This is a genomic window from Enterobacter sp. V89_11, from assembly GCF_029967775.1.
In the GTDB taxonomy this organism is placed as follows: domain Bacteria; phylum Pseudomonadota; class Gammaproteobacteria; order Enterobacterales; family Enterobacteriaceae; genus Enterobacter; species Enterobacter ludwigii.
Genome location: NZ_JASCAN010000014.1, coordinates 154864 through 176762, shown reverse-complemented (window position 1 = coordinate 176762; position 21899 = coordinate 154864). Strand labels below are relative to the sequence as shown.

At 55.5% G+C, this 21899-nt stretch carries 14 protein-coding genes and 1 pseudogene; 2 read left to right on the top strand and 13 right to left on the bottom strand.

Features of this window, described 5'->3' with window-relative positions:
* Positions 1 to 142 precede the first annotated feature (142 nt).
* The gene (amiC, locus tag QLG09_RS12790; protein ID WP_020883787.1) at positions 143 to 1396 is read right to left on the bottom strand and encodes an N-acetylmuramoyl-L-alanine amidase AmiC; all 1254 of its coding nucleotides are present in this window, start codon (positions 1394 to 1396) and stop codon (positions 143 to 145) included.
* 227 nt (positions 1397 to 1623) lie between these two features.
* Between amiC and argA the strand changes: the two genes are divergently transcribed.
* The gene (gene argA / locus QLG09_RS12785) at positions 1624 to 2955 is read left to right on the top strand and encodes an amino-acid N-acetyltransferase (RefSeq protein ID WP_020883786.1); all 1332 of its coding nucleotides are present in this window, start codon (positions 1624 to 1626) and stop codon (positions 2953 to 2955) included.
* A gap of 34 nt (positions 2956 to 2989) precedes the next feature.
* Here argA and recD read toward each other — a convergent pair whose 3' ends face one another.
* The 12 genes from recD to rppH all read right to left on the bottom strand — a co-directional run bounded on the left by recD (position 2990) and on the right by rppH (position 21341).
* Positions 2990 to 4810 (bottom strand): exodeoxyribonuclease V subunit alpha, encoded by a 1821-nt coding sequence (recD, locus tag QLG09_RS12780; RefSeq protein ID WP_049023268.1) that lies wholly within the window; start codon positions 4808 to 4810, stop codon positions 2990 to 2992.
* A complete protein-coding gene (gene recB, locus QLG09_RS12775; RefSeq protein WP_049023267.1) occupies positions 4807 to 8349 on the bottom strand; it encodes an exodeoxyribonuclease V subunit beta in 3543 nt (1180 codons plus the stop codon). The genes recD and recB overlap by 4 nt, the downstream gene beginning before the upstream one ends.
* Complete coding sequence (ptrA, locus tag QLG09_RS12770; protein WP_020883783.1) at positions 8346 to 11228, bottom strand: pitrilysin; 2883 nt, start codon at positions 11226 to 11228, stop codon at positions 8346 to 8348. The genes recB and ptrA overlap by 4 nt, the downstream gene beginning before the upstream one ends.
* 139 nt (positions 11229 to 11367) lie before the next feature.
* On the bottom strand, positions 11368 to 14742 hold the full coding sequence (recC, locus tag QLG09_RS12765; RefSeq protein WP_049023266.1) for an exodeoxyribonuclease V subunit gamma: 3375 nt from the start codon (positions 14740 to 14742) through the stop codon (positions 11368 to 11370).
* Between the two features lie 12 nt (positions 14743 to 14754).
* Positions 14755 to 15078 (bottom strand): prepilin-type N-terminal cleavage/methylation domain-containing protein, encoded by a 324-nt coding sequence (locus QLG09_RS12760; protein WP_014171443.1) that lies wholly within the window; start codon positions 15076 to 15078, stop codon positions 14755 to 14757.
* Complete coding sequence (locus QLG09_RS12755; protein ID WP_049023265.1) at positions 15063 to 15464, bottom strand: DUF2509 family protein; 402 nt, start codon at positions 15462 to 15464, stop codon at positions 15063 to 15065. Before QLG09_RS12755 ends, QLG09_RS12760 begins: the two co-directional genes overlap by 16 nt.
* Positions 15461 to 16021: a prepilin peptidase-dependent protein gene (locus QLG09_RS12750; RefSeq protein ID WP_049023264.1), complete on the bottom strand. Its 561-nt coding sequence runs from the start codon at positions 16019 to 16021 to the stop codon at positions 15461 to 15463. Before QLG09_RS12750 ends, QLG09_RS12755 begins: the two co-directional genes overlap by 4 nt.
* Positions 16012 to 16476, bottom strand: coding sequence for a prepilin peptidase-dependent protein (locus QLG09_RS12745; RefSeq protein WP_282488951.1), 465 nt, complete (start codon positions 16474 to 16476; stop codon positions 16012 to 16014). Before QLG09_RS12745 ends, QLG09_RS12750 begins: the two co-directional genes overlap by 10 nt.
* 185 nt (positions 16477 to 16661) lie before the next feature.
* Positions 16662 to 17456: a thymidylate synthase gene (gene thyA / locus QLG09_RS12740; protein ID WP_013098550.1), complete on the bottom strand. Its 795-nt coding sequence runs from the start codon at positions 17454 to 17456 to the stop codon at positions 16662 to 16664.
* Positions 17457 to 17462: 6 nt separating this feature from the next.
* Positions 17463 to 18338, bottom strand: a complete 876-nt coding sequence (gene lgt / locus QLG09_RS12735) for a prolipoprotein diacylglyceryl transferase (RefSeq protein WP_014171449.1) — start codon at positions 18336 to 18338, stop codon at positions 17463 to 17465.
* Positions 18339 to 18551: 213 nt separating this feature from the next.
* Positions 18552 to 20798 carry a phosphoenolpyruvate--protein phosphotransferase gene (gene ptsP, locus QLG09_RS12730; protein WP_014171450.1) on the bottom strand — a complete coding sequence of 749 codons (2247 nt, stop codon included), beginning with the start codon at positions 20796 to 20798 and terminating at the stop codon, positions 18552 to 18554.
* A gap of 12 nt (positions 20799 to 20810) precedes the next feature.
* Positions 20811 to 21341, bottom strand: a complete 531-nt coding sequence (gene rppH, locus QLG09_RS12725) for an RNA pyrophosphohydrolase (protein WP_013098553.1) — start codon at positions 21339 to 21341, stop codon at positions 20811 to 20813.
* A 463-nt stretch (positions 21342 to 21804) separates the two neighbouring features.
* Between rppH and QLG09_RS12720 the strand changes: the two are divergent.
* Positions 21805 to 21870 (top strand): annotated as a pseudogene (locus QLG09_RS12720) (hypothetical protein); the annotation flags it as partial.
* Between the last annotated feature and the right edge of the window lie 29 nt (positions 21871 to 21899).

The window sequence follows — 21899 nt, the reverse complement described above, 5'->3', positions numbered from 1 at the left end:
CTCGTCGGGCTCATAACCCGAAGGTCGTCGGTTCAAATCCGGCCCCCGCAACCAACACTTCTAAAAACAATAAACACCCTTCAGGGTGTTTTTTTGTATCTGCGGTGTGTGAAACTGCCGGGCGTTTACCCGGCGCACTCAACTACCCAAGCCTTGCCAGCGTCGCCCCATCTGAGAAATACGCCCGGATCCCTGCCAGAATCGACTCTGCCACTTCCTGCTGGAATTTTGCCGTCCTGAGCTTACGCTCTTCTTCCACGTTACTGATAAACGCGGTCTCGACCAGAATCGACGGAATATCCGGGGCCTTCAGCACCGCGAACCCGGCCTGTTCAACGCTGTTTTTGTGCAGCTTATTAACATTGCCTAGCTTGCCCAGCACCGCTTTACCAAATTTCAGGCTGTCGGTGATGGTCAGCGACTGCACCATATCAAACATGGTGTGGTCGACATAGCGGTCGCCACTTTTGCTCACGCCGCCAATCAGGTCCGAGGCGTTCTGAGAGTCAGCCAGGAATCTTGCGGCGGTGCTGGTTGCCCCTTTAGTCGAGAGCGCAAACACCGACGAACCGCTCGGCTGGCGGCTGGTAAACGCATCGGCATGAATCGAGACGAACAAGTCTGCACGCTGCTTCTGGGCTTTCGCCACGCGGACTTTCAGTGGAATAAAGACATCTTCGTTTCGCGTCATGTAGGCGCGCATATTGCCTTCTTTATCGATCAGCGCCTTCAGCCGGCGGGCGATTTGCAGCACCACATCTTTTTCCCGGGTACGATATTTCCCCACTGCGCCCGAGTCTTCGCCGCCATGGCCAGGATCTAGCATGATCACAATCGGGCGATCGCGCCCTGCTTTTCCGGGCTGCGGACCGCTCTGGGCCGGTGGCACCTGCTTCTCCAGGTTGCCCTGGTTGTAGTCTTCCAGTAATGCCAGCAGCGGATCCTGAATATCCGTCGCATTCGCCGGATAGAGATCCATGACCAGACGCTCTTTGAACGTCGCAACAGGCGCCAGGGCAAACAGCTGCGGTTTAACGTTTTGCTTCAGCTCGAACACCATGCGCACGGTTTGCGGATCAAACTGACCCACGCGCGCCGATTTGATAAACGGATCGTCGCCGCGGATCTGCGCCGCCATTCCCTTAAGCACAGAGTTGAGGTTAACACCTTCGAGATCCACCACCACACGCTCAGGATTGCTGAGAGCAAATTGCTTATATTTCAGCACCCGATTGGATTCTACCGTGACGCGTGTATAGGTCGACGACGGCCAGACGCGCACCGCCACCACCTGACTGGTGGCGGCAAGACCCACCTGGCTGACGCTAAGCAACCACATCGCCCCTGCCCCTTTTAACAACCGGCGGCGGCTTATTGCTGAATTGGATCCCGACATGCTTCTCCCGAGCAAGAAAAGTGATTGATTTACAAAATCGCTAAATTGACCGAAAACTTTAACGAATGACGCATAAACTGTCATCTATAAAAGGGTAAACATTCATACGCTAACGCACGGATTACTTATCAATTTCTGTGGGTCGCAGAAAATTTAGGCTTGCACACACGGCCACAATCGAATAAAAATACAGAAATTACGAATAAACATTCATTAAGGGTTGTGTCATGGTGAAGGAACGTAGAACCGAACTGGTCCAGGGATTCCGCCATTCTGTTCCCTATATCAACGCCCATCGGGGAAAAACGTTTGTCATCATGCTCGGCGGCGAAGCCATTGAGCATGAAAACTTTTCCAGCATCGTCAATGACATTGGCCTGCTGCACAGCCTCGGGATCCGCCTGGTTGTGGTGTATGGCGCGCGCCCGCAGATTGATGCCAACCTGGCCGCGCATCACCACGAGCCGATTTACCATAAACATACCCGCGTCACGGATGCGAAAACCCTTGAGCTGGTGAAACAGGCGGCGGGTCTGCTGCAGCTGGATATCACCGCTCGCCTGTCGATGAGCCTTAACAACACACCGCTGCAGGGCGCGCACATCAACGTTGTGAGCGGCAATTTTATCATCGCTCAGCCTCTCGGCGTGGACGATGGCGTGGACTATTGCCATAGCGGACGTATTCGTCGTATCGATGAAGAGGCCATTCACCGCCAGCTGGACAGCGGTGCCATCGTGCTGATGGGGCCTGTGGCAGTGTCCGTAACCGGTGAAAGCTTTAATCTCACCTCAGAAGAGATTGCCACTCAGTTGGCCATCAAGCTGAAGGCGGAGAAAATGATTGGGTTTTGCTCTTCCCAGGGCGTCGTGAATGATGAAGGGGTGATTGTGCCAGAGCTCTTCCCGAATGAGGCCCAGGCTCGCGTAGAAGCGCTGGAAGCCGAGGGGGATTACCACTCGGGTACCGTGCGTTTTTTGCGCGGTGCCGTGAAGGCCTGCCGCAGTGGCGTGCGTCGTAGCCACCTGATCAGCTATCAGGAAGACGGTGCCCTGCTGCAGGAACTGTTCTCCCGCGATGGTATCGGCACCCAGATTGTGATGGAGAGCGCGGAGCAGATCCGTCGCGCCACCATCAATGATATTGGCGGAATTCTGGAGCTGATTCGCCCACTGGAACAGCAGGGCATTCTGGTTCGGCGCTCCCGCGAACAGCTGGAGATGGAGATCGACAAATTCACCATTATTCAGCGCGATAACCTGACCATTGCCTGCGCCGCTCTCTACCCGTTCCCGGAAGAGCAGATCGGAGAAATGGCCTGCGTGGCGGTGCATCCTGACTACCGGAGCTCTTCACGGGGTGAAATGCTGCTTGAGCGCGTGGCGGCTCAGGCGCGTCAGATGGGGCTGAACAAGCTGTTCGTGCTGACTACGCGCAGCATTCACTGGTTCCAGGAGCGCGGATTTACACCGGTGGACATTGAATCACTGCCGGAGAGTAAGAAAGAGATGTACAACTATCAGCGCCGGTCAAAAGTGCTGATGGCCGATCTGGGATAATACGAAGCCCTCACCACCCGGTGGGGGCTATCGCTTAAAGGGATTCAAATATCGCGCTCAGGCCGCTTCGACGTTCCGTGCGGGTGGCAATCGCCTGTAGCAGTACGCGCTCATCGGCATACAGCGACAGGCGCTGACGCGCGCGCGTAATGGCGGTATAAATCAGTTCGCGGGTAATAACGGGCGAAAGCTGTGTCGGCAGGATCAGCGCCGCATGGTTGAACTCGGAGCCCTGAGACTTATGCACCGTCATTGCCCAGGCCGTTTCATGTTCAGGCAGACGGCTGGGCTGAACGGACTTCACGCTTCCATCCGGCATCTGGAACCAGACGCGCAGCCCCAGTCCACGATCGAGGGCAATCCCGATATCCCCGTTAAACAACCCCAGCGCGCTATCGTTGCGGGCGATCATCACCGGGCGTCCCTCATACCAGCGCGAGTGCGGGGTGCGGTGGATTTTGCGTTTCTGGCCCAGCAGCTGTTCGAACCTGTCGTTCAGACCGCTTACGCCAAATGGCCCTTCCCTCAGTGCGCACAGTAGCTGATACTCGCCAAAGGCGGCGAGCGCCTGTGCGGGCGTGCATTGCTGTTGTACACCCGTCAGGAAATGCTGATACCCCTGCAGGGCGTCATCAAGCATCGCCTGATACTCTTCCCCGGTTTGCAGCGATTTTTTCTCGATATCGGTGAATTGACCGTCAAATACCGCACAGGTCATCTGCCGGTCGCCTCTGTTCACAGCCGAAGCCAGCTGACCGATGCCCGAGTCGCTGCCGAAACGGTAGCTTTTTTGCAGCAGGCACAGGCTGTCGCGCAGCGCCCCCGCCAGGGAATGGTTTTCACTGGCGAGCGAACAGCCGGTCAGACGGGACAGCTCCTCAGCGCGTTCAGCGGTATATCCCAGGCTTGCATAAGTGCAGATATCTCCCAGCACCGCCCCGGCTTCCACCGAGGCAAGCTGGTCGCGATCGCCCAGGAAAATGACGCGGGCGTGCGCTGGCAGAGCATCAATCAACCGCGCCATCATCGTCAGGTCGATCATTGACGCCTCATCCACCACCAGCACATCCAGGTGCAACGGGTTACCGGCGTGATAACGCAGACGCTGGCTTCCCGGCTGAGCACCCAGCAGCCGGTGCAGCGTGCTGGCTTCGTTTGGGAAAAGGGCAAGCTGCTCCCCGGTGAGTGGCAACTTCTGCAGCGCACCACCTAACGACTCGGTCAGGCGTGCCGCCGCTTTGCCGGTAGGGGCCGCCAGACGAATACGGCACTTTTGCTCACCCGATAACTGAATCAGGGCGGCAAGCAGTTTGGCCACGGTGGTAGTTTTACCGGTTCCCGGGCCGCCAGAGATGACGGAGATCCGCCGTGTTAAGGCCACGGCCGCCGCCACTTTCTGCCAGTCTGTCGCCTCAACAGAGGTAAACAAGGTATCCAGCGTTTGCCGCAGTTGGTCTTCATCGCAGGGAAGAGGCGCATTGGTCTCGCTGAAAAAACGCGCGACCGCCAGTTCATTACGCCACAGTCGGTTGAGATACAAACGATCGCCCGTCAGGATCATGGGTGTCTGGCTATCGGCTGCGCTGACGGCAGGCGAACGGTGCAACACCGTCGGCCAGTCCACGGATTCTCCCAGCAGTGCAAAACAGGACTGCAGGGCCGCGGGCATTTTCTCATCCATCGCCAGACGCGAAAGCGGCAGGCAAACGTGCCCTTCCCCTGCGTCTTTACTCAGGATGGCAGCGGCGAGCATCACGGCAGGCTCATCACCGGACACCATCATGGCGAACTGTACGTCCAGGTGGCGCAGTAGTCGCTGTTCTACCGCTTCCAGCAACAATTCCTGCATCGTCATGCCACTTCCTCCGTGTTTGCTGCAAATAAGTTATCCATTTTCTCAATCAGTGCCGCATGCGGGCGTGTGCTAAAGATGCCTGAACGCGGGTCAGCCGCATCCACACCGCGCAGGAAAAGGTAAATCACCCCACCAAAGTGCTCTTCGTAACGGTAGTCAGCAATGCGATGGCGCAGATAACGATGCAGCGCCAGAGTATAGAGCTGGTACTGCAGATCGTAGCGATGCATTTGCATGGCGGATGCCATCGCCTGCTGGGTGTAGGCTTCGCTGTTCTCACCCAGCCAGTTTGATTTGTAATCCAGCAGGTAGTAGCGCCCTTCGTGACGGAAAACCAGGTCGATAAAGCCTTTTAACATCCCCTGCACCTGGCGGAAGTTCAGCGGCGGGCAACCGGCGGACAACGGGTCATACTCGCGGATCACCGCATCAAGCACGTCAGCCCGCAGCGGGCTGGCGATGGGAAGGTAAAACTCCATCTCCACCTGTTTATCTTTGGCGGTCAACTGGCTGAGAGAGAGGCCCTCTGCCGTGAGCGGGGCGTGCAGAATAGCGCGGATCCACTCGGTGAGGACCGGCTGCCATTGTGCATCATAGCCCCCACTCTGTAACATCTTCAGGACCCATTCGTCAGAGACAGGATGGGTAAAATCCAGCTCTTCAAACAGGCTATGCAAAAAGGTTCCCGGTGACGCGCCGCGTGGAAATTGATGCGGCGTAAGCGCAGGCTCAACCGGCACGCTACCGGCTCCGGCGGCATCAATATCCAGCTTTGGCATCAGGTCCTGCGCAATGCTCTGCCCGTGCTGCTGTAACCCGGAGTAGCTGGTAACGCGCCAGTCGTCGGCAATGGTGCGCAGAATCTGCCGGGCTTCCAGTTCAGATTCCCGCCAGTCCGGCATCTGCCAGCGGCTGTTATCGGGTGGCGACGGAATGTGCAGGGCAACATGCTCGCCGCACAGCGACTCGATGCACTGGCGCAGCCCGGCAGCATCTTTGGGCTCGCCGAGCTGAATGAGTCGCCCCAGCGCGCTCAGGTGGAAATCGCTCTCCCCCGACTTGTCGCCACGACGGCGAAACAGCGGCGCCACGCCCAGGCTGCAGTGCCAGACCGAACGGGTCAATGCCACGTAGAGCAGGCGTAAATCTTCCGCCAGACGTTCGGCCTCGGCCAGCTCAACGCTGGACTCCGCTTTACTGAGATCGAGCACCGCGTCGAACGACTCGCGATCGTGGTAAAAGGCCTGATCCTGCACGCGGTAATTGGCGATAAACGGCAGCCAGACCAGCGGATACTCCAGGCCTTTCGACTTGTGAATCGTGACGATCTGTACCAGATGTTTATCACTCTCAAGACGCATCTGCTGGCTGGAGGCGTTGCTGTTTGGGTCGGCAATCTGTTGCGCCAGCCAGCGCACCAGAGCATGTTCGCTTTCAAGCTGCGTGCCCGCCTCCTGCAACAGCTCACTGATATGTAAAATGTCGGTCAGACGGCGTTCACCGCCTGCTGTCGCGAGCATATTCTCCGCAAGGTGTCGCTTCGCCATGAGCTCACGCACCATCGCCATCACACCGCGCTTCTGCCATCGTTCACGGTAGTGAACAAACTCTTCGACGACCGCATCCCATGCGGCTTCGTCATTATTGAGTGCATCAATGTCACGGGCGTTCAGACCGAGCATGGCGCTGGCTAGTGCACTGCGAAGCGTACTTTCGCGCTCCGGGGACAGCACGGCCTGAAGCAGCCACAACATCTCCTGTGCTTCCAGAGTTTCAAAAACGCTGTCACGGTTTGAGAGGTAAACGGACGGGATGTTCAGCAGGGTAAGCGCATCGCGGATCAGCGACGCCTCCTGACGACTGCGCACCAGCACCGTGATATCAGAAGCCTTCACGGGGGCTGACTCATTTTCCTTCCACAACAGCGCCTCGCCACGCGCACCAGCGCTGAGCCAGTCACGGATCTGCGCGGCACAATGCTGGGCCATGGCATTTTGATAGTCCGCGACGCCACAGCCTTCACCGTCAAGCAGCCAGAAGTTCATGGCGGGCTGCGTCACCCCGTTGAATTCGAAACGCAGCGAGCTGTTTTTTGCGGCAAACTTTACCGGCTGAAAGGGGATCTCACGGAACATAAACGCCGTATCCATGCGGCTAAACAGCGCATTGACGCTTTGCACTATGCCCGGGGAAGAGCGCCAGTTGGTATCCAGCGTATAGTGCGCCTCTACCTCACTGCGGGCCTTCATGTAGGTGAAAATATCCGCACCGCGGAAGGCGTAAATGGCCTGTTTCGGATCGCCGATTAACAACAGCGCAGTGTCGGGCTGTTGTCGCCAGATGCGGCGGAAAATACGGTACTGCTGAGGGTCCGTATCCTGAAATTCGTCAATCATCGCTACCGGGAATCGGGTGCGGATCGCGCAGGCAAGGGCTTCGCCGTTTTCACTGCACAGCGCCGCATCAAGGCGGCTCAGCATATCGTCAAAACCCAGTTCGCCACGGCGACGTTTCTCACGTGATACGGCTTCGCGAATTTCCGTCATGGCGCGGGTGATCATCAGGTCATTGAGCGTGAGTGGCTCAGCGAGCAGCGATTCAATCGCAACAAACAGAGGATGCTCAGGCACAATGCCGTCGGCTTTAGTCCGCTCAATCAAAAAACGCTGCGAGAATTTCTCCAGTGCGTCCGGAAGCTGATAACCGCGCGTCTCTTCCTGCGCCCAGGCGCTGATCTTCTCGATCCATTTACCCTGGTTGCCGCGGTTAAATTTACGTCTGTCGATCCCGGAGTTTTCGATGATTGCCTCAATCTCACCGACGGACGCATTCCATTGTTGCTTGAGCGCAGCAATTTTTCCGACGATCTTTTCATGACGTGAAGCCAGCGTTTCGTCTGCAGGTGGCGGGGATTTGATAACCGGCGCTTCGCCCTGAAGATAACGGTCGATAGCGCGAAGAAGCTCTTCGGGACCTTTCCACAACGCATGGACCGCTTCAGCGATATCGCGCGATAAAGGGTAACAGTGGCGACGCCAGAAATCCGCACAGGCCTGATAGCGAAGCACAGATTCATCTTCAATGAGCTGCTGTTCAAACAGCATTCCGGATTCAAACGCATTCAGGCTCAGCATGCGCTGACAAAAACCATGAATGGTGAAAACGGACGCTTCGTCCATCTGCCGTTCCGCCAACAGCAGCCACTGGGCGGCCTGTTGCTTATCTGCAATCTCTTCAAGAAGGTTGGCGTAGAGAGGGTTATCCGTGGTCTGGCGCAGGCAGGCGATGCGCAGCTCATGAATATTGGCACGAATACGACCGCGCAGCTCAGCGGTAGCGGCCTCGGTGAAGGTGACCACCAGCAGCTCTTCCACGCTTAACGGACGTGGAAAAGCGGCGTTACCACCAAGCCCTAACAGAAGACGCAGATAGAGCGCGGCGATGGTGAAGGTTTTTCCCGTTCCCGCTGAGGCTTCAATCAATCGTTCACCCTGTAGAGGTAAACGTAAGGGATTAAGGGGCTCAGCGGTATCGGTCATTCTTTCTTACTCCAGGGCATAGATTGCTGCAGCGCGCTGACGCTCTTCCAGATCGTCCAGCCTTTGGGGTTAACGTAGTCCGTTTTCCCGTTCTGACTACCGGAAACCTGCGACAGAATCGCCATTCCCTGCGGTTTAACCACCGCCTGGTGGAAGAAATCAGCAACCTTCTGCGGCGTCAGCTGTTTTATCTCGGCCACTACTTTATCACGCGAATCAAATTTCAGATTACCGCGATCAAAATCTTTGCTCAGTTGTGATGCTTCTTCACCCAGCGTCTGCGGCGGCTGCATCACCTGAGCGATGACGGCCTGCTGAATCTGAGCAAACTCCTCCGGCTTCATCGCCCGCAGCTTCGCTTCCGCCTGTGGGAAGAATGCCTGATAACGCTGCCAGAGATAAGCAGGCTGTTTATCACTGCTTTGCAGCAGGAAGCCCAGCCCCCACTGGCGACCCACGTTCATGGAGAAGGCAAAGACCGCGTAACCAAGCTGCTCTTCTGTACGCAGCTGGTTGTAGAACCACGGCTGAATAATCTGCCCCAGCACCGCACTCTGCGCGGTACTGGTGAATTCATCATAACCCGTGGGTACAAACACAGCGGCCAGGGCTGAATCCGTGCTGTTACCCGCCTTTTCAAAAATCACATTCTGTTTTTTCTCAACCAGTACGTCCTGGTTGCGGCACCACTCGTCGCCTTTCGAACCAAGCTGCGTACGGACATTTTCTGCCAGTGTTTTGGCCTGTACGTCACTCATGTTTCCGACGATAAGGAACTCCGGACGCGTGTTCGTTTTCAGCGCATCACGATACGCCAGCACATCTTTTAAGGTGATAGAGGGCAGCAGCGCCCGGCGATCTTCGCGCTGGAAATAGGGAATTTGCGAAAGCATTTGCGTCGGCATGAGCGCCAGGTCATACGCTTTACCCTTCTCGGCAGAATCCATCATCTGCGCATACCAGGATTTGGCCTGCTCAAGTTGCTCTTCCGTCGGGGTATAGCTGAAATAACCTTCCAGTAACGCCTGGAACAGCTGCGGCAGACGCTGGGTGTAGCCGTTGGCATTGACCATCAGACCGTTATTGGCGTTGGTCGAGAAGCTTATCCCGCCGACGGCCGCCTGATTGCTAAGCTGATCGAGTGCGATACCGGCAAGATAGTCATTGAGCGCAAACATCACCTGATTTTTAGCGCTGTTCATTGCTTTTGGGTTACGCAGAACCACGCTCACATCGGCTTTCGGTTCACTCGCGAAATAGCGGCTTGGCGTATACACCACGCGCAGCGTCGGCTCGTCAACGATAAGTTCCGGGTGCGGATAGGCTTTCGTGGTTTTAATCAGCGAGAAATCATCCGGAATGTAGGGGTTCAGCTCCGGCAATTTAAGCGCGATCTCACCGGCCTTTTTCTGCCAGTCGGCGAAGGTCTGGTCACTGATTTTATCCACCTGGTAAGGGGCATCGACAAAATAGGCCATTTTGTTATGCGGTTCGTTCGGGCTGATATACCAGACGCGGGCATTCTGCGGCGTCATCATCGCCAGACGGGCTTTTACCGCGTCGGCGTCATACTGGTCGGCAATATTGACCGCGTCGAGGGTATGTTCCACCGGCACACGGATCATGGTATCGGCCAGCCATTCAACGTAATCCATGTCGCGGGTAATGGACGGATAACGGAAATCGAGATCCAGCACGTGCGCCAGTTCATCAAAGTAACGTTTATCGACGCCTTTATCGCGCAGCAAAGAGAGGTAGCTGAAGATAGCCGCCACGACGTCATCACGGTGAGCCAGACCTTTGTCAGTCAGGGTGGCGGAGATCGCCAGCACGCCGCTGTTGCCGTTCACAACCGGATCGGAGTCGGCACGGATACCTTCCACCAGCCCTTGTTTTTGCAGCCAGTCAGAAAGTGTTCCCGGGCTACGGTTGCCAATCAGGTAGGTGACCAGTTCATCGGTTTTGCTGCGAAACTGCGCCGTATTGTTATCAATGCGGAACTCAACGCGTAACACTTTACGCGGCAGTGCAGGAACGTAGTGGATAACGATCCCTTTTTGCGCGTCCGTGACCACAGGAACGTTTATCTGCGGCAGGTCGATATTTTTATTCGGTACCCGGCCAAACGTCTGTGCCGCCATGCTTGCCAGCTCAGGCAACGGTTTGTTGCTGTAGATGACCGCTTTCATCAGATTGGCGGAGTAGTATTTATCGCGAAAGGCATGCAGGGCATCCAGCACCGGGCTGTTCGGTTTATCGCTCAGCGTCTCCAGATTACCACCGGAAAAACGCGATCCCGGGTGCGCCGGGTTAATGGTTTCTGCACTCACCTGCGCCATACGCATCCCGTCTCGCGTACGGGCAAGGGTCAGTTCAGCATTAACGGCATTGCGTTCGCGGTCAGCGTATTTTTTATCCAGCAGGGGAGCCGCGATAGAATCCGCCAGACGATCCACTGCACCTCCCAGCGCATCATTCTCAACTTCGAGATAGAAGGCTGTACGGTACGGCGCCGTGCTGGCGTTGTGGCTGCCGCCATGCATTTTGAGAAATTCGGACAGGCTATCTGGCTGGGGGTATTTTTTGGAACCCATAAGCGTCATATGTTCCAGATAGTGTGCAAGCCCAGGGTGGGCTTCCGGATCTTCCAGCGACCCAACCGGCACCACCAGTGCCGACAGGGATTTCACCGCCTGCGGATCGGAAACCAGCAGCACAGTCATCCCGTTATCAAGGCGAATAGCCTGATACTGACGGGTATCTTTTTCGCTCTTACGGATAGTTTCCTGAATGGGTTGCCAACCGGAGCCTGCCTGAGTGAAAGGTGCCCAAAGGGCGACAAACAAAACAAACGCTTTGAACAAGGTGCTGCCTGGCATTACGACCTCTTTATCACGGCTACATCATTAACAAACTGCGTGCTGGACTCACCAACATCTCTTTCTTTGGGTACATCAGTCCGTGATAAGAAGTGCATCATAAATGAACACCCCATGCTGCGCAATTTTTATACAGCACTCAGGACTGATTAAATTTGAACAACGGTAACAGGTAGCGTTGTGCTTCTTCCGTGATAGCCTCGAAGTATTCAGGCTCAAGCGTTCGCCATAAACGTTGATACCAGACATCCTCACCTTCGCCGCGCACCATCATGTTACCTTCATACACCTGCATGAATTTACTCCGTGCTTTTTGCAGTGAAGCGTCATCCGTTAACATGGCATCATTCTGTGCGTCATAACAGGCTTTTATCCAGGCACCACCGCTCTCGGGCAGTAGCAGGAGCGGTTTATTCATTCCCCGCAGGTAGCCTTCAACGTACAAGGATAAATAACGTAACGCCTGCTCTGCGTCCATCGGCGGAAAGCGCCATTCGCCCTCTTTGCGGACAAAAATACGGCTTTCGCCTTTATGGCCGCCAGCACTGTAGACAAGATGTTCGAGCCAGAGTTGCAAACCTTGTGAAACGCTAAGCATGGAAGGACGCCAGCGCAGGAGCCCATCCGGCTGTACCTGAGTTAGCCAGCCCGTGAGCTGCACACCCTGGCAGTTGAGATCGATTTCAAGACTGGTTCCGGGTTGCCGGCATTCCCTCACGCGTTCTGCCAGAGCTTCCATCTCCTGGCGCTGCGCCTCCCAGACAATTTCTCCGAACGCCCCGTAGGGTAACTGCCCCGCAGCACGGTAGCGGCGGTAAAGCTTGTCGGCATCTTCCTCTTCAACCAGCGCGTTCAGCAACTGCAGGTTTAACTGATACCGCTCCAGCCCTTCCAGCGTAAACGGCTCTGCATCAGGAATTTCACTCTCTTCAGAACGGAAATTGACCTGCAACCGTTGCTGGAAGAAAGCGCGTACCGGATGCCCCCAAAACCGCTGAAGCTGTTCAAAGGTCAGGGTGTCTATCGGGCGAGGATCAAGCTCCTGAATGAAATCGGTATGCGCTCTCCCCTCTTTTTTCGCCGCAGGCAGCCATTCGTGGGCATAGCTCTGATGATCGCTGACCACGTAGTTCACCGGGTCAAACGGCATGCGGCTATGGAAGCGGGTGATATGCGCTTTCACTCGCTGCGCACTTTCATCACAGTTACGGGCTTCATCCCCCGCCAGATAGTGGCTCTGCCCGATATAATCCACCAGTTCCTGCACCAGAACAGAAGGAAAGCGCTCGCTGTTGTCCTGGATAGAGCGGCCGATATAGCTGATATACAGCTGACGTTGAGCCGAAATGAGCGCCTCAAGGAAGAGATAGCGGTCATCGTCACGACGGCTACGATCGCCCCGCTTTGGATTCGCACTCATCAGATCAAAACCAAGCGGCGCCAGGGCGCGTGGATAAATACCGTCATTCATTCCGAGCAGGCACACCACTTTGAACGGGATAGAACGCATTGGCATCAGGGTGCAAATATTGATTGGGCCTGCCAGGAAACGCTGGCTAATTCGCTCCTGATCGAGCCGTTGCGTCAGCTCATCGCGCAGCAATGACAACGGGATAGCCTCGTTATAGTGGGAACTCACGCCCTCTTCGACGATTGCCTGCCACTGCGTTTCAATGAGCGCCATAGCGGCTTCGGTATCACTGTCCGGCAGGAAGAAATCATTGAGCAATGCCCTGCAAACCGGGAGCCACGCATCCAGCGGACGCGGCTGCATCAACTCAAGCCGCCAGCGGTTAAGTTGCATCAGCAGGGAAGCTAAATGACCAACCAGCTCAGCGATCAACCCGCTGGACTCATCGTAGGGCAGGACTTCATTCCACTCGCCCTGGCTGCTTTCCATCGCATAGCCCAGCAGCATACGCGTCAGGCCAAACCGCCAGGTGTGCTGGCCGGTAGGAGGAAGCTCGAACGCCTGAACGTTGTCATCATCAATGCCCCAGCGTACGCCGGACTCGTTAACCCACTGACGAAGGTAGCGCAGCCCCTCTTCATTGATATTGAAACGTGCGGCCAGGACTGGGACATCCAGTAATGCCAGGACATCTTCGGAGATAAACCGGCTATCCGGTAATGAAAGCAAAGTAATAAAGGCCTGCAAGGCCGGATGAGACTGGCGGGCCCGTCGGTCAGAAATGGCGTACGGCAGGTAGCGTTCACCCGTCGCACTCCCAAAAACAGCCTGAATAAAGGGACTGTAACTGTCGATATCCGCCACCATCACCACAATGTCACGTGGCGTCAGCTCAGGATCGTCCTGCAGCATCGCCAGCAGTTGATCGTGAAGGACTTCAACCTCGCGCTGCGGGCTGTGGCAAACGTGGATCGTGACGCTGCGATCGTCGCCGTCCAGCTTGCGCTTACTGTCGCTGCGTTCAAATTCTTTCGCCGTAACGCCCATGACGGCGCGGTTTTCGAGATCCAGAATGTCGAGCTGGATATTATGCAGCAGGCTATCCGGAGCGATCTCGACGAAGGCATCCACATCCCCTTCGCCTGACGACGTGATGTCTGAGAGCATGTGAATGTAGTCACGGCCCAGCTTTCCCCAGGAGGCAAGCAGCGGGTTCGGCAGATTTTGAATGCCGTGCTCATCAAATAGCTGTGCGGCAGACGCGCTGTCTTTAAACAGTGGCACGGTACGCTCTTCAAACAGGCGTCGTCTCTGGCGAGACACCAGTCGCGAAAGCCAGCGTTCATCCTGAATGTCGCCCCAGTACTGGCGACACGGATTGGTAAAGAGGATATGTATGTCGATGTGTTTACCCAGCGCACTCAGCGCCTGCAAATACACCGGTGGCAGCGCCGAGATGCCGCAGATAAACACGCGAGAGGGCAGCCGGCCTGGTCGCTCAGCACTGTTTTCCAGTATGGAGATAAACCGCTGGTAGAGGTTTGCACGGTGCCACTTCGGCTGGCCAAGTTTCTCAGTGTGTTCCACCAGCGCTTTCCAGAGCGGTGCCTGCCAGACTTGCGCCTCCGGTAACCCATCGACCCGCTCGCCCGCTTCCCAGCGAGTCAGCCATTCCGGGCGATACACCAGATACTGGTCATAGAGATCGGCGGTGCGCGATGCCAGCTGGAACAGCTTGCGTTTATCGGTGTCGTCATTGAGGTAGTGGCGTAGCATGACGAATTCATCATGCTGCAGCATGTCCGGCAACAATGCCATCAGCTTCCAGCTCATGCTTTGCTTGTTGAAGGCACTCTGCTCCGGGATATCCGGCAACACGCGGACAAACATCTCCCAGATAAAACTTGCGGGCAGCGGGAAATCGATATTTGCGGCAATGCCGAATTTACGCGAAAGCGACATCTGCAGCCACTGCGCCATACCGGTGCTCTGCACCAGCACCATTTCTGGCTCAAAAGGATCGTCAAGCCGCTCGCGCTCAACGATAAATTCCATCAGCGCTTCCAGCACATCCAGACGATTTGAGTGGTAGACCCTTAACATAGACGCTCCCGACTACTGGCTAACCGGGCAATGCAGACGCGTCATCTCGCCGCGCCGCCCCAGAGGAGAAATAAGTGTAACCGTGATGCTGACACATCCAGAGAGTGTTGTCTGCCCCCGACTGACCTGCCAGCCTGCCGGGAGAGCAATTGTTGAAAGCTGAGACTGATTCCAGGCATGGTGCCAGAGCTGACGATACTGATTAAACATGGAGAACCGCGTCGCCAGTGCCCGCTGATAACCCGACAGTGCCGTGACGATCATCACCAGCAGCATCATCGCCAGTAATACCTCAACCATGCTAAAGCCTTTTTCTCTGCTCACGGCAGCTGGCATAACGCATTCTCCTTAAGCGGACAAAAATCACTCCAGCCGTGTGGCGAGAAATGGATCTTACCGTCGATGATTTCGCCTCTGCGCCATAGCAGCAGGTCATCACTCCCGGCGATAAGCAGCACACGCGCTTCATTCAGTAGTCGCAGGCAAACTCGCCACGCCGATACCTTTTTGCACTGGATCTCAGGCTCAGATAACCAGCTCTGAACGCGTCCCCATTCAAGCGCTGACTGCACGGATGCCTGCTGTTGAACCGAGCGGCTCTCACCGCCCACCAGTGCGCTAAACGTGGCCAGCTGCTGATTGAGGCCGGTGAGGATCAGCGTGCCCAACACCAGTAAAAGTAATACCAGCGCCAGCGAGGACATTCCGCGCTGCCGGTTCACAGGTTGTACCCCGTGACGCCATAAAAAGCCTGACAGGGGGCCCCCTGCTCGCCCTGACGAAGGGCAGTCATTTCAATATTCAGCTGGGGGGTAAACCCCGCATGCTCAACTTGACTCACCACAAAGTGCTGGATGAGAAGCCTGTTGGGGTCAGTGAGTTTCTCCCATCCTTTACCCTCACACGAGGTCGCCCCATGCAGGGTCTCCAGTGCACCTGATTCCAGACGAAAACCTGTGCTGTCGTTTTCCGAAGACGAGCTATCCCAGTTACCGTTACTGTTTGCATCCCACCGTACAATGACACAGCGACCTTGCCTGCCAATCGTCAGTCCCTGCCCCGCACAGTTTCCGGCGCAATATCCCGCACGCTGAAGCTGTTTGCCGAGGGAAAAAAGGCGTTGCCACACCTCCTCCTCAAGCTCCCGCTGACCGGACTGCTGTAAAACAGCCCGCTGCAAGCCCGGTAAAAAGCGCGAGGCGCTTATCAGTAACAGACTGCTGATCGCCGTGGCAATCAGAACTTCCATCAGTGAGAAACCCTGCTGGTTTAGGGACATGAACCTTCTCCTGTGACATTGCACATCCTGATTCGCCCTCCATTCGAGACAATGACGAGCCATTCTCCTGCACGACTTTGCAGGCGTATTCGCCCTGCCCATGCCGTATCCCTGAGTCCATAGAAGCCAAATAACGGCGTTATTTCACTTACCGTGACCTCCGGCCACAGGGGAATAAATACAAACGAACTGCCCTTATCACAGCCCTGCACGAATGCGCTCATCAGACAGGTGACGCCCCTGTCGCGCCGCAGTGTGACCTGGTGGTCACGGTTGTGCCGGTTTGCGTCATTACGCAGAAATACCAGGTAATCACGCACCTGTCCGGCGGTTTGCCAGAGCCGTTGCTGTCGTTGCCAGTTGTCCCAGCCGTATAGCCCGGAGGCGCTGAGAATGACCACCAGCGAGATAGCCACCAGGGTTTCGATAAGCGTAAAACCGTTCTCTTTTTTCATGCCGGGAGTGTGGCGAAATGGCCTGGAATTGACGAGCAACGGATGACCGTTTTACGAGCCCTTATCAAGGAAAGTTAAACGGTTGCAGCGCGTTGCATACGTTCTGGATAACGCGTCGGAAAGCGGGAAGAAGGCGAAAAAAAAACCGGCGCTAAACAGCACCGGTTATGTCACGATTGACGGCCTCAGATAGCGACGGGCGCTTTGATGCCTGGATGAGGGTCATAACCCTCAATCTCAAAATCGTCAAAGCGGTAATCAAAAATGGATTCCGGTTTGCGTTTGATAATCAGCTTAGGCAAGGCGCGCGGTTCGCGAGTCAGCTGGAGATGCGTCTGTTCCATATGGTTGCTGTAGAGGTGGGTATCCCCACCGGTCCAGACGAAATCGCCCACTTCCAGATCGCACTGCTGCGCCATCATATGCACTAACAACGCATAGCTGGCAATGTTGAACGGCAGGCCGAGGAACACGTCGCAGGAGCGCTGATAGAGCTGACAGGAGAGCTTGCCGTCTGCCACATAGAACTGGAAGAACGCATGGCACGGTGCCAGTGCCATTTTATCCAGCTCGCCGACGTTCCAGGCGGAAACGATAATACGGCGCGAGTCCGGATCGTTTTTCAGCTGGTTCATCACAGTGGTGATCTGGTCAATATGGCGGCCATCCGGCGTAGGCCATGCGCGCCACTGCTTACCGTACACCGGGCCCAGGTTGCCGTTTTCATCTGCCCATTCGTCCCAGATAGAGACGTTGTTTTCATGCAGATACGCAACGTTGGTATCGCCTTGCAGGAACCAGAGCAGTTCATGAATGATCGAGCGCAGGTGGCAGCGCTTTGTCGTCACCAGCGGAAAACCTTCCTGCAGATTGAAGCGCATCTGGTGGCCAAAAATGGAGAGCGTGCCGGTACCGGTACGGTCATTTTTCGGCGTGCCCTCATCGAGCACTTTTTTCATCAGTTCAAGATACTGTTTCATGGTTCCTCAGGAAAGTTGTTGCTGTGGACGACGACGATACGCCCAAATCATCATAATGACACCCGCGACAATCATCGGAATGGAGAGGATCTGCCCCATGCTGATGTACTGTACCCATTCGCCGGTGAACTGTGCATCCGGCTGGCGGAAGAACTCGACGATGATACGGAATGCACCGTAGCCAATCAGGAACAGACCGGAGACAGACCCCATCGGACGCGGTTTACGGATAAACAGATTCAGGATGATAAACAGCACCACGCCTTCCAGCGCCAGCTCGTAAAGCTGAGACATGTGGCGCGGCAGAACACCGTAAGTATCGAACAGGGATTGCCACTCAGGATGAGACGGCAGCAGCGCCATGTCCTCTGCACGCGAGCCCGGGAACAGCATGGTAAAGGAGACACTCGGGTCGACACGTCCCCAGAGCTCGCCATTGATAAAGTTGCCCAGACGTCCTGCTCCCAGACCAAACGGGATCAGTGGCGCGATAAAATCTGACACCTGGAAGAAGTTGCGTTTGGTGCGTTTGGCAAAAATCACCATCACCAGGATCACACCAATCAGCCCGCCGTGGAAGGACATGCCGCCATCCCATACTCGGAACAGGTAGAGTGGATCGTTCAGGAATACCGGGAGGTTATAGAACAGAACATACCCAATACGGCCGCCCAGGAACACGCCAAGGAAGCCTGCATACAGCAGGTTCTCGACTTCGTTTTTGGTCCAGCCACTGCCGGGACGACTGGCGCGACGGCCAGCAAGCCACATGGCAAAAATGAAGCCGACCAGGTACATCAGACCGTACCAGTGAAGCGAAACAGGTCCTATTGAGAAAATGACCGGATCGAATTCCGGAAAATGCAGATAACCACTGTTCATCTGTCACCACAAGATGTTGTTATTCCGCTGAAAGTGGACAGCGGTAGAAATGCGATTCTGCTGTTAGCAGAGGCTCCAAAGTTGCGAATCATAGCATAAGGCGGACGCGGAGGATGCGCCAGAGATGTAAAAGATGTGTATAGAGGAGTGTGTTATATCCTCACCGCCGCCCTGTCACAAAGGACGAGGACGGAGTGAGGTGAAAAGTACGTATTAGCGACCGCCGCGAATCAGGCCGCCCATACCGCGTCGTTCCATGAAAGCAGCCACCTGATGACGCACTTCAGCGGCCAGCTGCGCTTCAAGACTGCGTTCAGCCAGCTCGCGGGCATCCTCAATATCGATATGCCGCAGCAGGTACTTCACGCGGGCAACCGCACGGCCGTTCATGGAGAGGTGGCGGTACCCCAGCCCAATCAGGATTGCTACGCACATCGAATCCCCGGCCATTTCACCACACAGGCGCAAATCAATATCGTGCTGTTCGGCTTCTCGCGCGATCATCGCTAACGCCCGGATCATCGCAGGGTGCAGGCTGTCATAAATGCTGGCAACACGCGTGTTGTTACGGTCGACGGCCAGAATATACTGCGTCAGGTCATTGGTACCGACCGAGATAAAGTCGACACGGTTAGCCAGCTGCGGCAGCATAAAGACCATTGACGGCACTTCAAGCATCACCCCAATTCGTGGTTTAGGGATCGCATAGCCAATCATCTCTTCGACTTCACGGCCGGCACGCTCAATCAGACGCCGCGCCTCGTCAATCTCATCAATGCTGGTGACCATCGGCAGTAAAATGCTAAGGTTACCCGTCGCCGCATTCGCGCGCAGCATGGCACGCACCTGGATCAGGAAGATCTCAGGCTGATCGAGCGTAATGCGTATCCCACGCCAGCCCAGGCACGGGTTTTCTTCACTGATCGGCATGTACGGCAGCTGTTTATCTGCCCCGACATCAAGGGTGCGCAGGGTGACCGGTTTGTCGTTAAACATCTGCAGCATGCCCTGATACTGCGCGACCTGCTCCTCTTCAGAAGGAAAGCCACTTTGCAGCATGAACGGGATTTCGGTGCGGTATAAGCCGATACCGTCGATGCGGCTGCCGAGCTTCTCTTCATGCTCGGGGCTTAAACCTGCGTTGAGCATGACTTTGATTCGCTCGCCGCTTTTGAGCTGCGCGGGCAGATTAACGTCATCCTCTGCCAGCTTGCTTAATTCATTCTCTTCGCTGATAAGGCGCTGGTATTCCTGAAGCAGAACCGGCTCAGGATCAACCAACAGCTCACCGCGATAACCGTCGACCACCAGGGTGCGTCGGTGCAGCACCGATGGCTGGATATCCGCCCCCATAACGGTGGGAATTCCCAGCGCACGCACCATAATGGCCGCGTGCGAGTTCGCCGCGCCATCGCGTACCACTACGCCCGCCAGGCGGTCATGAGGCAGTTCAGCCAGCGTTGTCGCGGAGAGTTCATCGGCAACCAGCACAAAACGTTTTGGCCAGGCATTCGCGCCCTGAATAGTGTCATCAAGATGGAACAGTAAACGCTGCCCCAGGGCGCGTAAATCACCGGCCCGCTCTTTCAGGTAACCGTCGGTCAGTGCCGCAAACTGCTCGGCAAATTTTTCGATGACCTTTTTAACCGCCCACTCCGCAACCGCACCTTTGTCGACTTCGTCAAAAAGCTCGCGGCGCAGACGTGCATCGGAGAGAAGGTGCGAGTAGAGGTCAAAAATGGCCGCCGTCTCTTTTTGCGCCCCAGCGGCAAAGCGCTTGCTGTAGCGACGAAACTCATTCGACGCCTCTTCCAGCGCGGCGGTGAGACGCTCACGCTCAAGCGCTTCATCAAGCGTTGAGGCTTCGTACACCTGTTCCATCAACGGCAGAGTGGCGTCCATCCAGCCTTCGGCGATAGCGACGCCCGGCGACGCCGGAAGCGCGCGAATACGCGTATGACGATACTGACCAAACAGTGCCGTCAACTGGGACTGGGAGAGGATCGCGGCCATCTGCGTGGCCAGCGTGACGAGGAAAGACTCTTCGCTTTCATCGTACTGACGCAACTCACGCTGCTGTACCACCAGCACACCAAGCAGCTGACGGCGCTGAATAATCGGCACGCCCAGGAAGGCGCGGAAACGATCTTCTTTTACGGAGGGGATATATTTAAAGCTGGGGTGTTTTTGCGCGTCGGCAAGGTTGATAGGTTCGGCGAGTCGCCCAACCAGACCAACAATACCTTCATCAAACGCGAGCGTTACGGTGCGTCCACGTGGCTTTTTCAAACCACGGGTCGCCATCAGGTAATAGCAACGCCGATCGTGGTCGGCCAGATACACCGAACAGACTTCGGTCTCCATCGCAAGACAGATGTCGGTAACCAGAATGTTCAGCGCCTCATTCAGACGCGGCGCACTGGCCACCTTCTCGACTATTTCTCGCAAGCGGGTGAGCATGATTTGCGTAGCTTAACCTCTTTTACGTCGCCAGGCAGGTGCGCTCTGCGGCTTAGGCGGGATCTCCTGAAGCTGCATGACAACACTTGCGAACTCTTTCATCACCCTACGGTAAACATCGCGTTTAAATGACACGACCTGACGAACAGGATACCAATAGCTCACCCAACGCCAGCCATCAAACTCCGGCGTACTGCTGGTTTGCATATTGATATCTGAATCGTTGCCCACCAACTGCAGTAGAAACCATTTTTGTTTCTGGCCGATACAAACCGGCTTTGTGTCCCAACGCACCAAACGTTTCGGTAACTTGTAACGCAACCAGTTGCGGGTCGAAGCCAGGATGCGAACATCTTTTCGGCTTAAACCAACCTCTTCAAACAGCTCCCGGTACATCGCTTGTTCTGGGGACTCTCCCGGGTTGATCCCGCCTTGCGGGAACTGCCAGGAGTGCTGACCATATCGACGGGCCCACATCACCTGGCCCTGACGATTACAAATTACTATTCCTACGTTCGGGCGGTAGCCATCGTCATCAATCACCGGACTACCCCAAACTAAACCTTATATATGAATGATTGTTTCACACTACAGGGAGGCGGTAAACCACTCTCTTACAGGGCTGCAACCTAATAACATTTGAATAACTCACAAATACAGGCAGAGTTATAAACAGATGAGCGGCTCTGAGGGGAATTTTATTCACCTTTTCTGTGGATATAGTTGTGAAGAAGTGTCTGATTACCGATGAACAACCTCAGCCGCCGTCAATCTCCCTCCATTACCAATAAAAAATAAAATCATTATTTTCATAAAGTTAATAACCATAAAACCAACCCACACCGCTTAATCGTGACGATCGTCACATCAGGGATCGTTGTGCTGATGAAAGATCGAACAGCGTCGGTTTTATCCACAGATTGTGCCAATAAGTTAGGCACAATTTGTTTGAAAATTGGATTTTCGTCCCACGTCAAGGCTGTAAATTGAAACAGTAGTCAGGGTTATGCCCAGTTATCCCACTTTTCTGTGGATAACATGGTGTAAGATCCTGTTCATTGTCAGTGACCAGAATTGAACAACCGAATTTTTGTCCTTCGC

Coding starts and splice junctions, on each gene's coding strand:
- amiC (WP_020883787.1), bottom strand. CDS start 1,396: ATGTCGGGATCCAATTCAGCAATAAGCCGCCGCCGGTTGTTAAAAGGG.
- argA (WP_020883786.1), top strand. CDS start 1,624: ATGGTGAAGGAACGTAGAACCGAACTGGTCCAGGGATTCCGCCATTCT.
- recD (WP_049023268.1), bottom strand. CDS start 4,810: ATGACGATGCAGGAATTGTTGCTGGAAGCGGTAGAACAGCGACTACTG.
- recB (WP_049023267.1), bottom strand. CDS start 8,349: ATGACCGATACCGCTGAGCCCCTTAATCCCTTACGTTTACCTCTACAG.
- ptrA (WP_020883783.1), bottom strand. CDS start 11,228: ATGCCAGGCAGCACCTTGTTCAAAGCGTTTGTTTTGTTTGTCGCCCTT.
- recC (WP_049023266.1), bottom strand. CDS start 14,742: ATGTTAAGGGTCTACCACTCAAATCGTCTGGATGTGCTGGAAGCGCTG.
- QLG09_RS12760 (WP_014171443.1), bottom strand. CDS start 15,078: ATGCCAGCTGCCGTGAGCAGAGAAAAAGGCTTTAGCATGGTTGAGGTA.
- QLG09_RS12750 (WP_049023264.1), bottom strand. CDS start 16,021: ATGTCCCTAAACCAGCAGGGTTTCTCACTGATGGAAGTTCTGATTGCC.
- QLG09_RS12745 (WP_282488951.1), bottom strand. CDS start 16,476: ATGAAAAAAGAGAACGGTTTTACGCTTATCGAAACCCTGGTGGCTATC.
- thyA (WP_013098550.1), bottom strand. CDS start 17,456: ATGAAACAGTATCTTGAACTGATGAAAAAAGTGCTCGATGAGGGCACG.
- lgt (WP_014171449.1), bottom strand. CDS start 18,338: ATGAACAGTGGTTATCTGCATTTTCCGGAATTCGATCCGGTCATTTTC.
- ptsP (WP_014171450.1), bottom strand. CDS start 20,798: ATGCTCACCCGCTTGCGAGAAATAGTCGAGAAGGTGGCCAGTGCGCCG.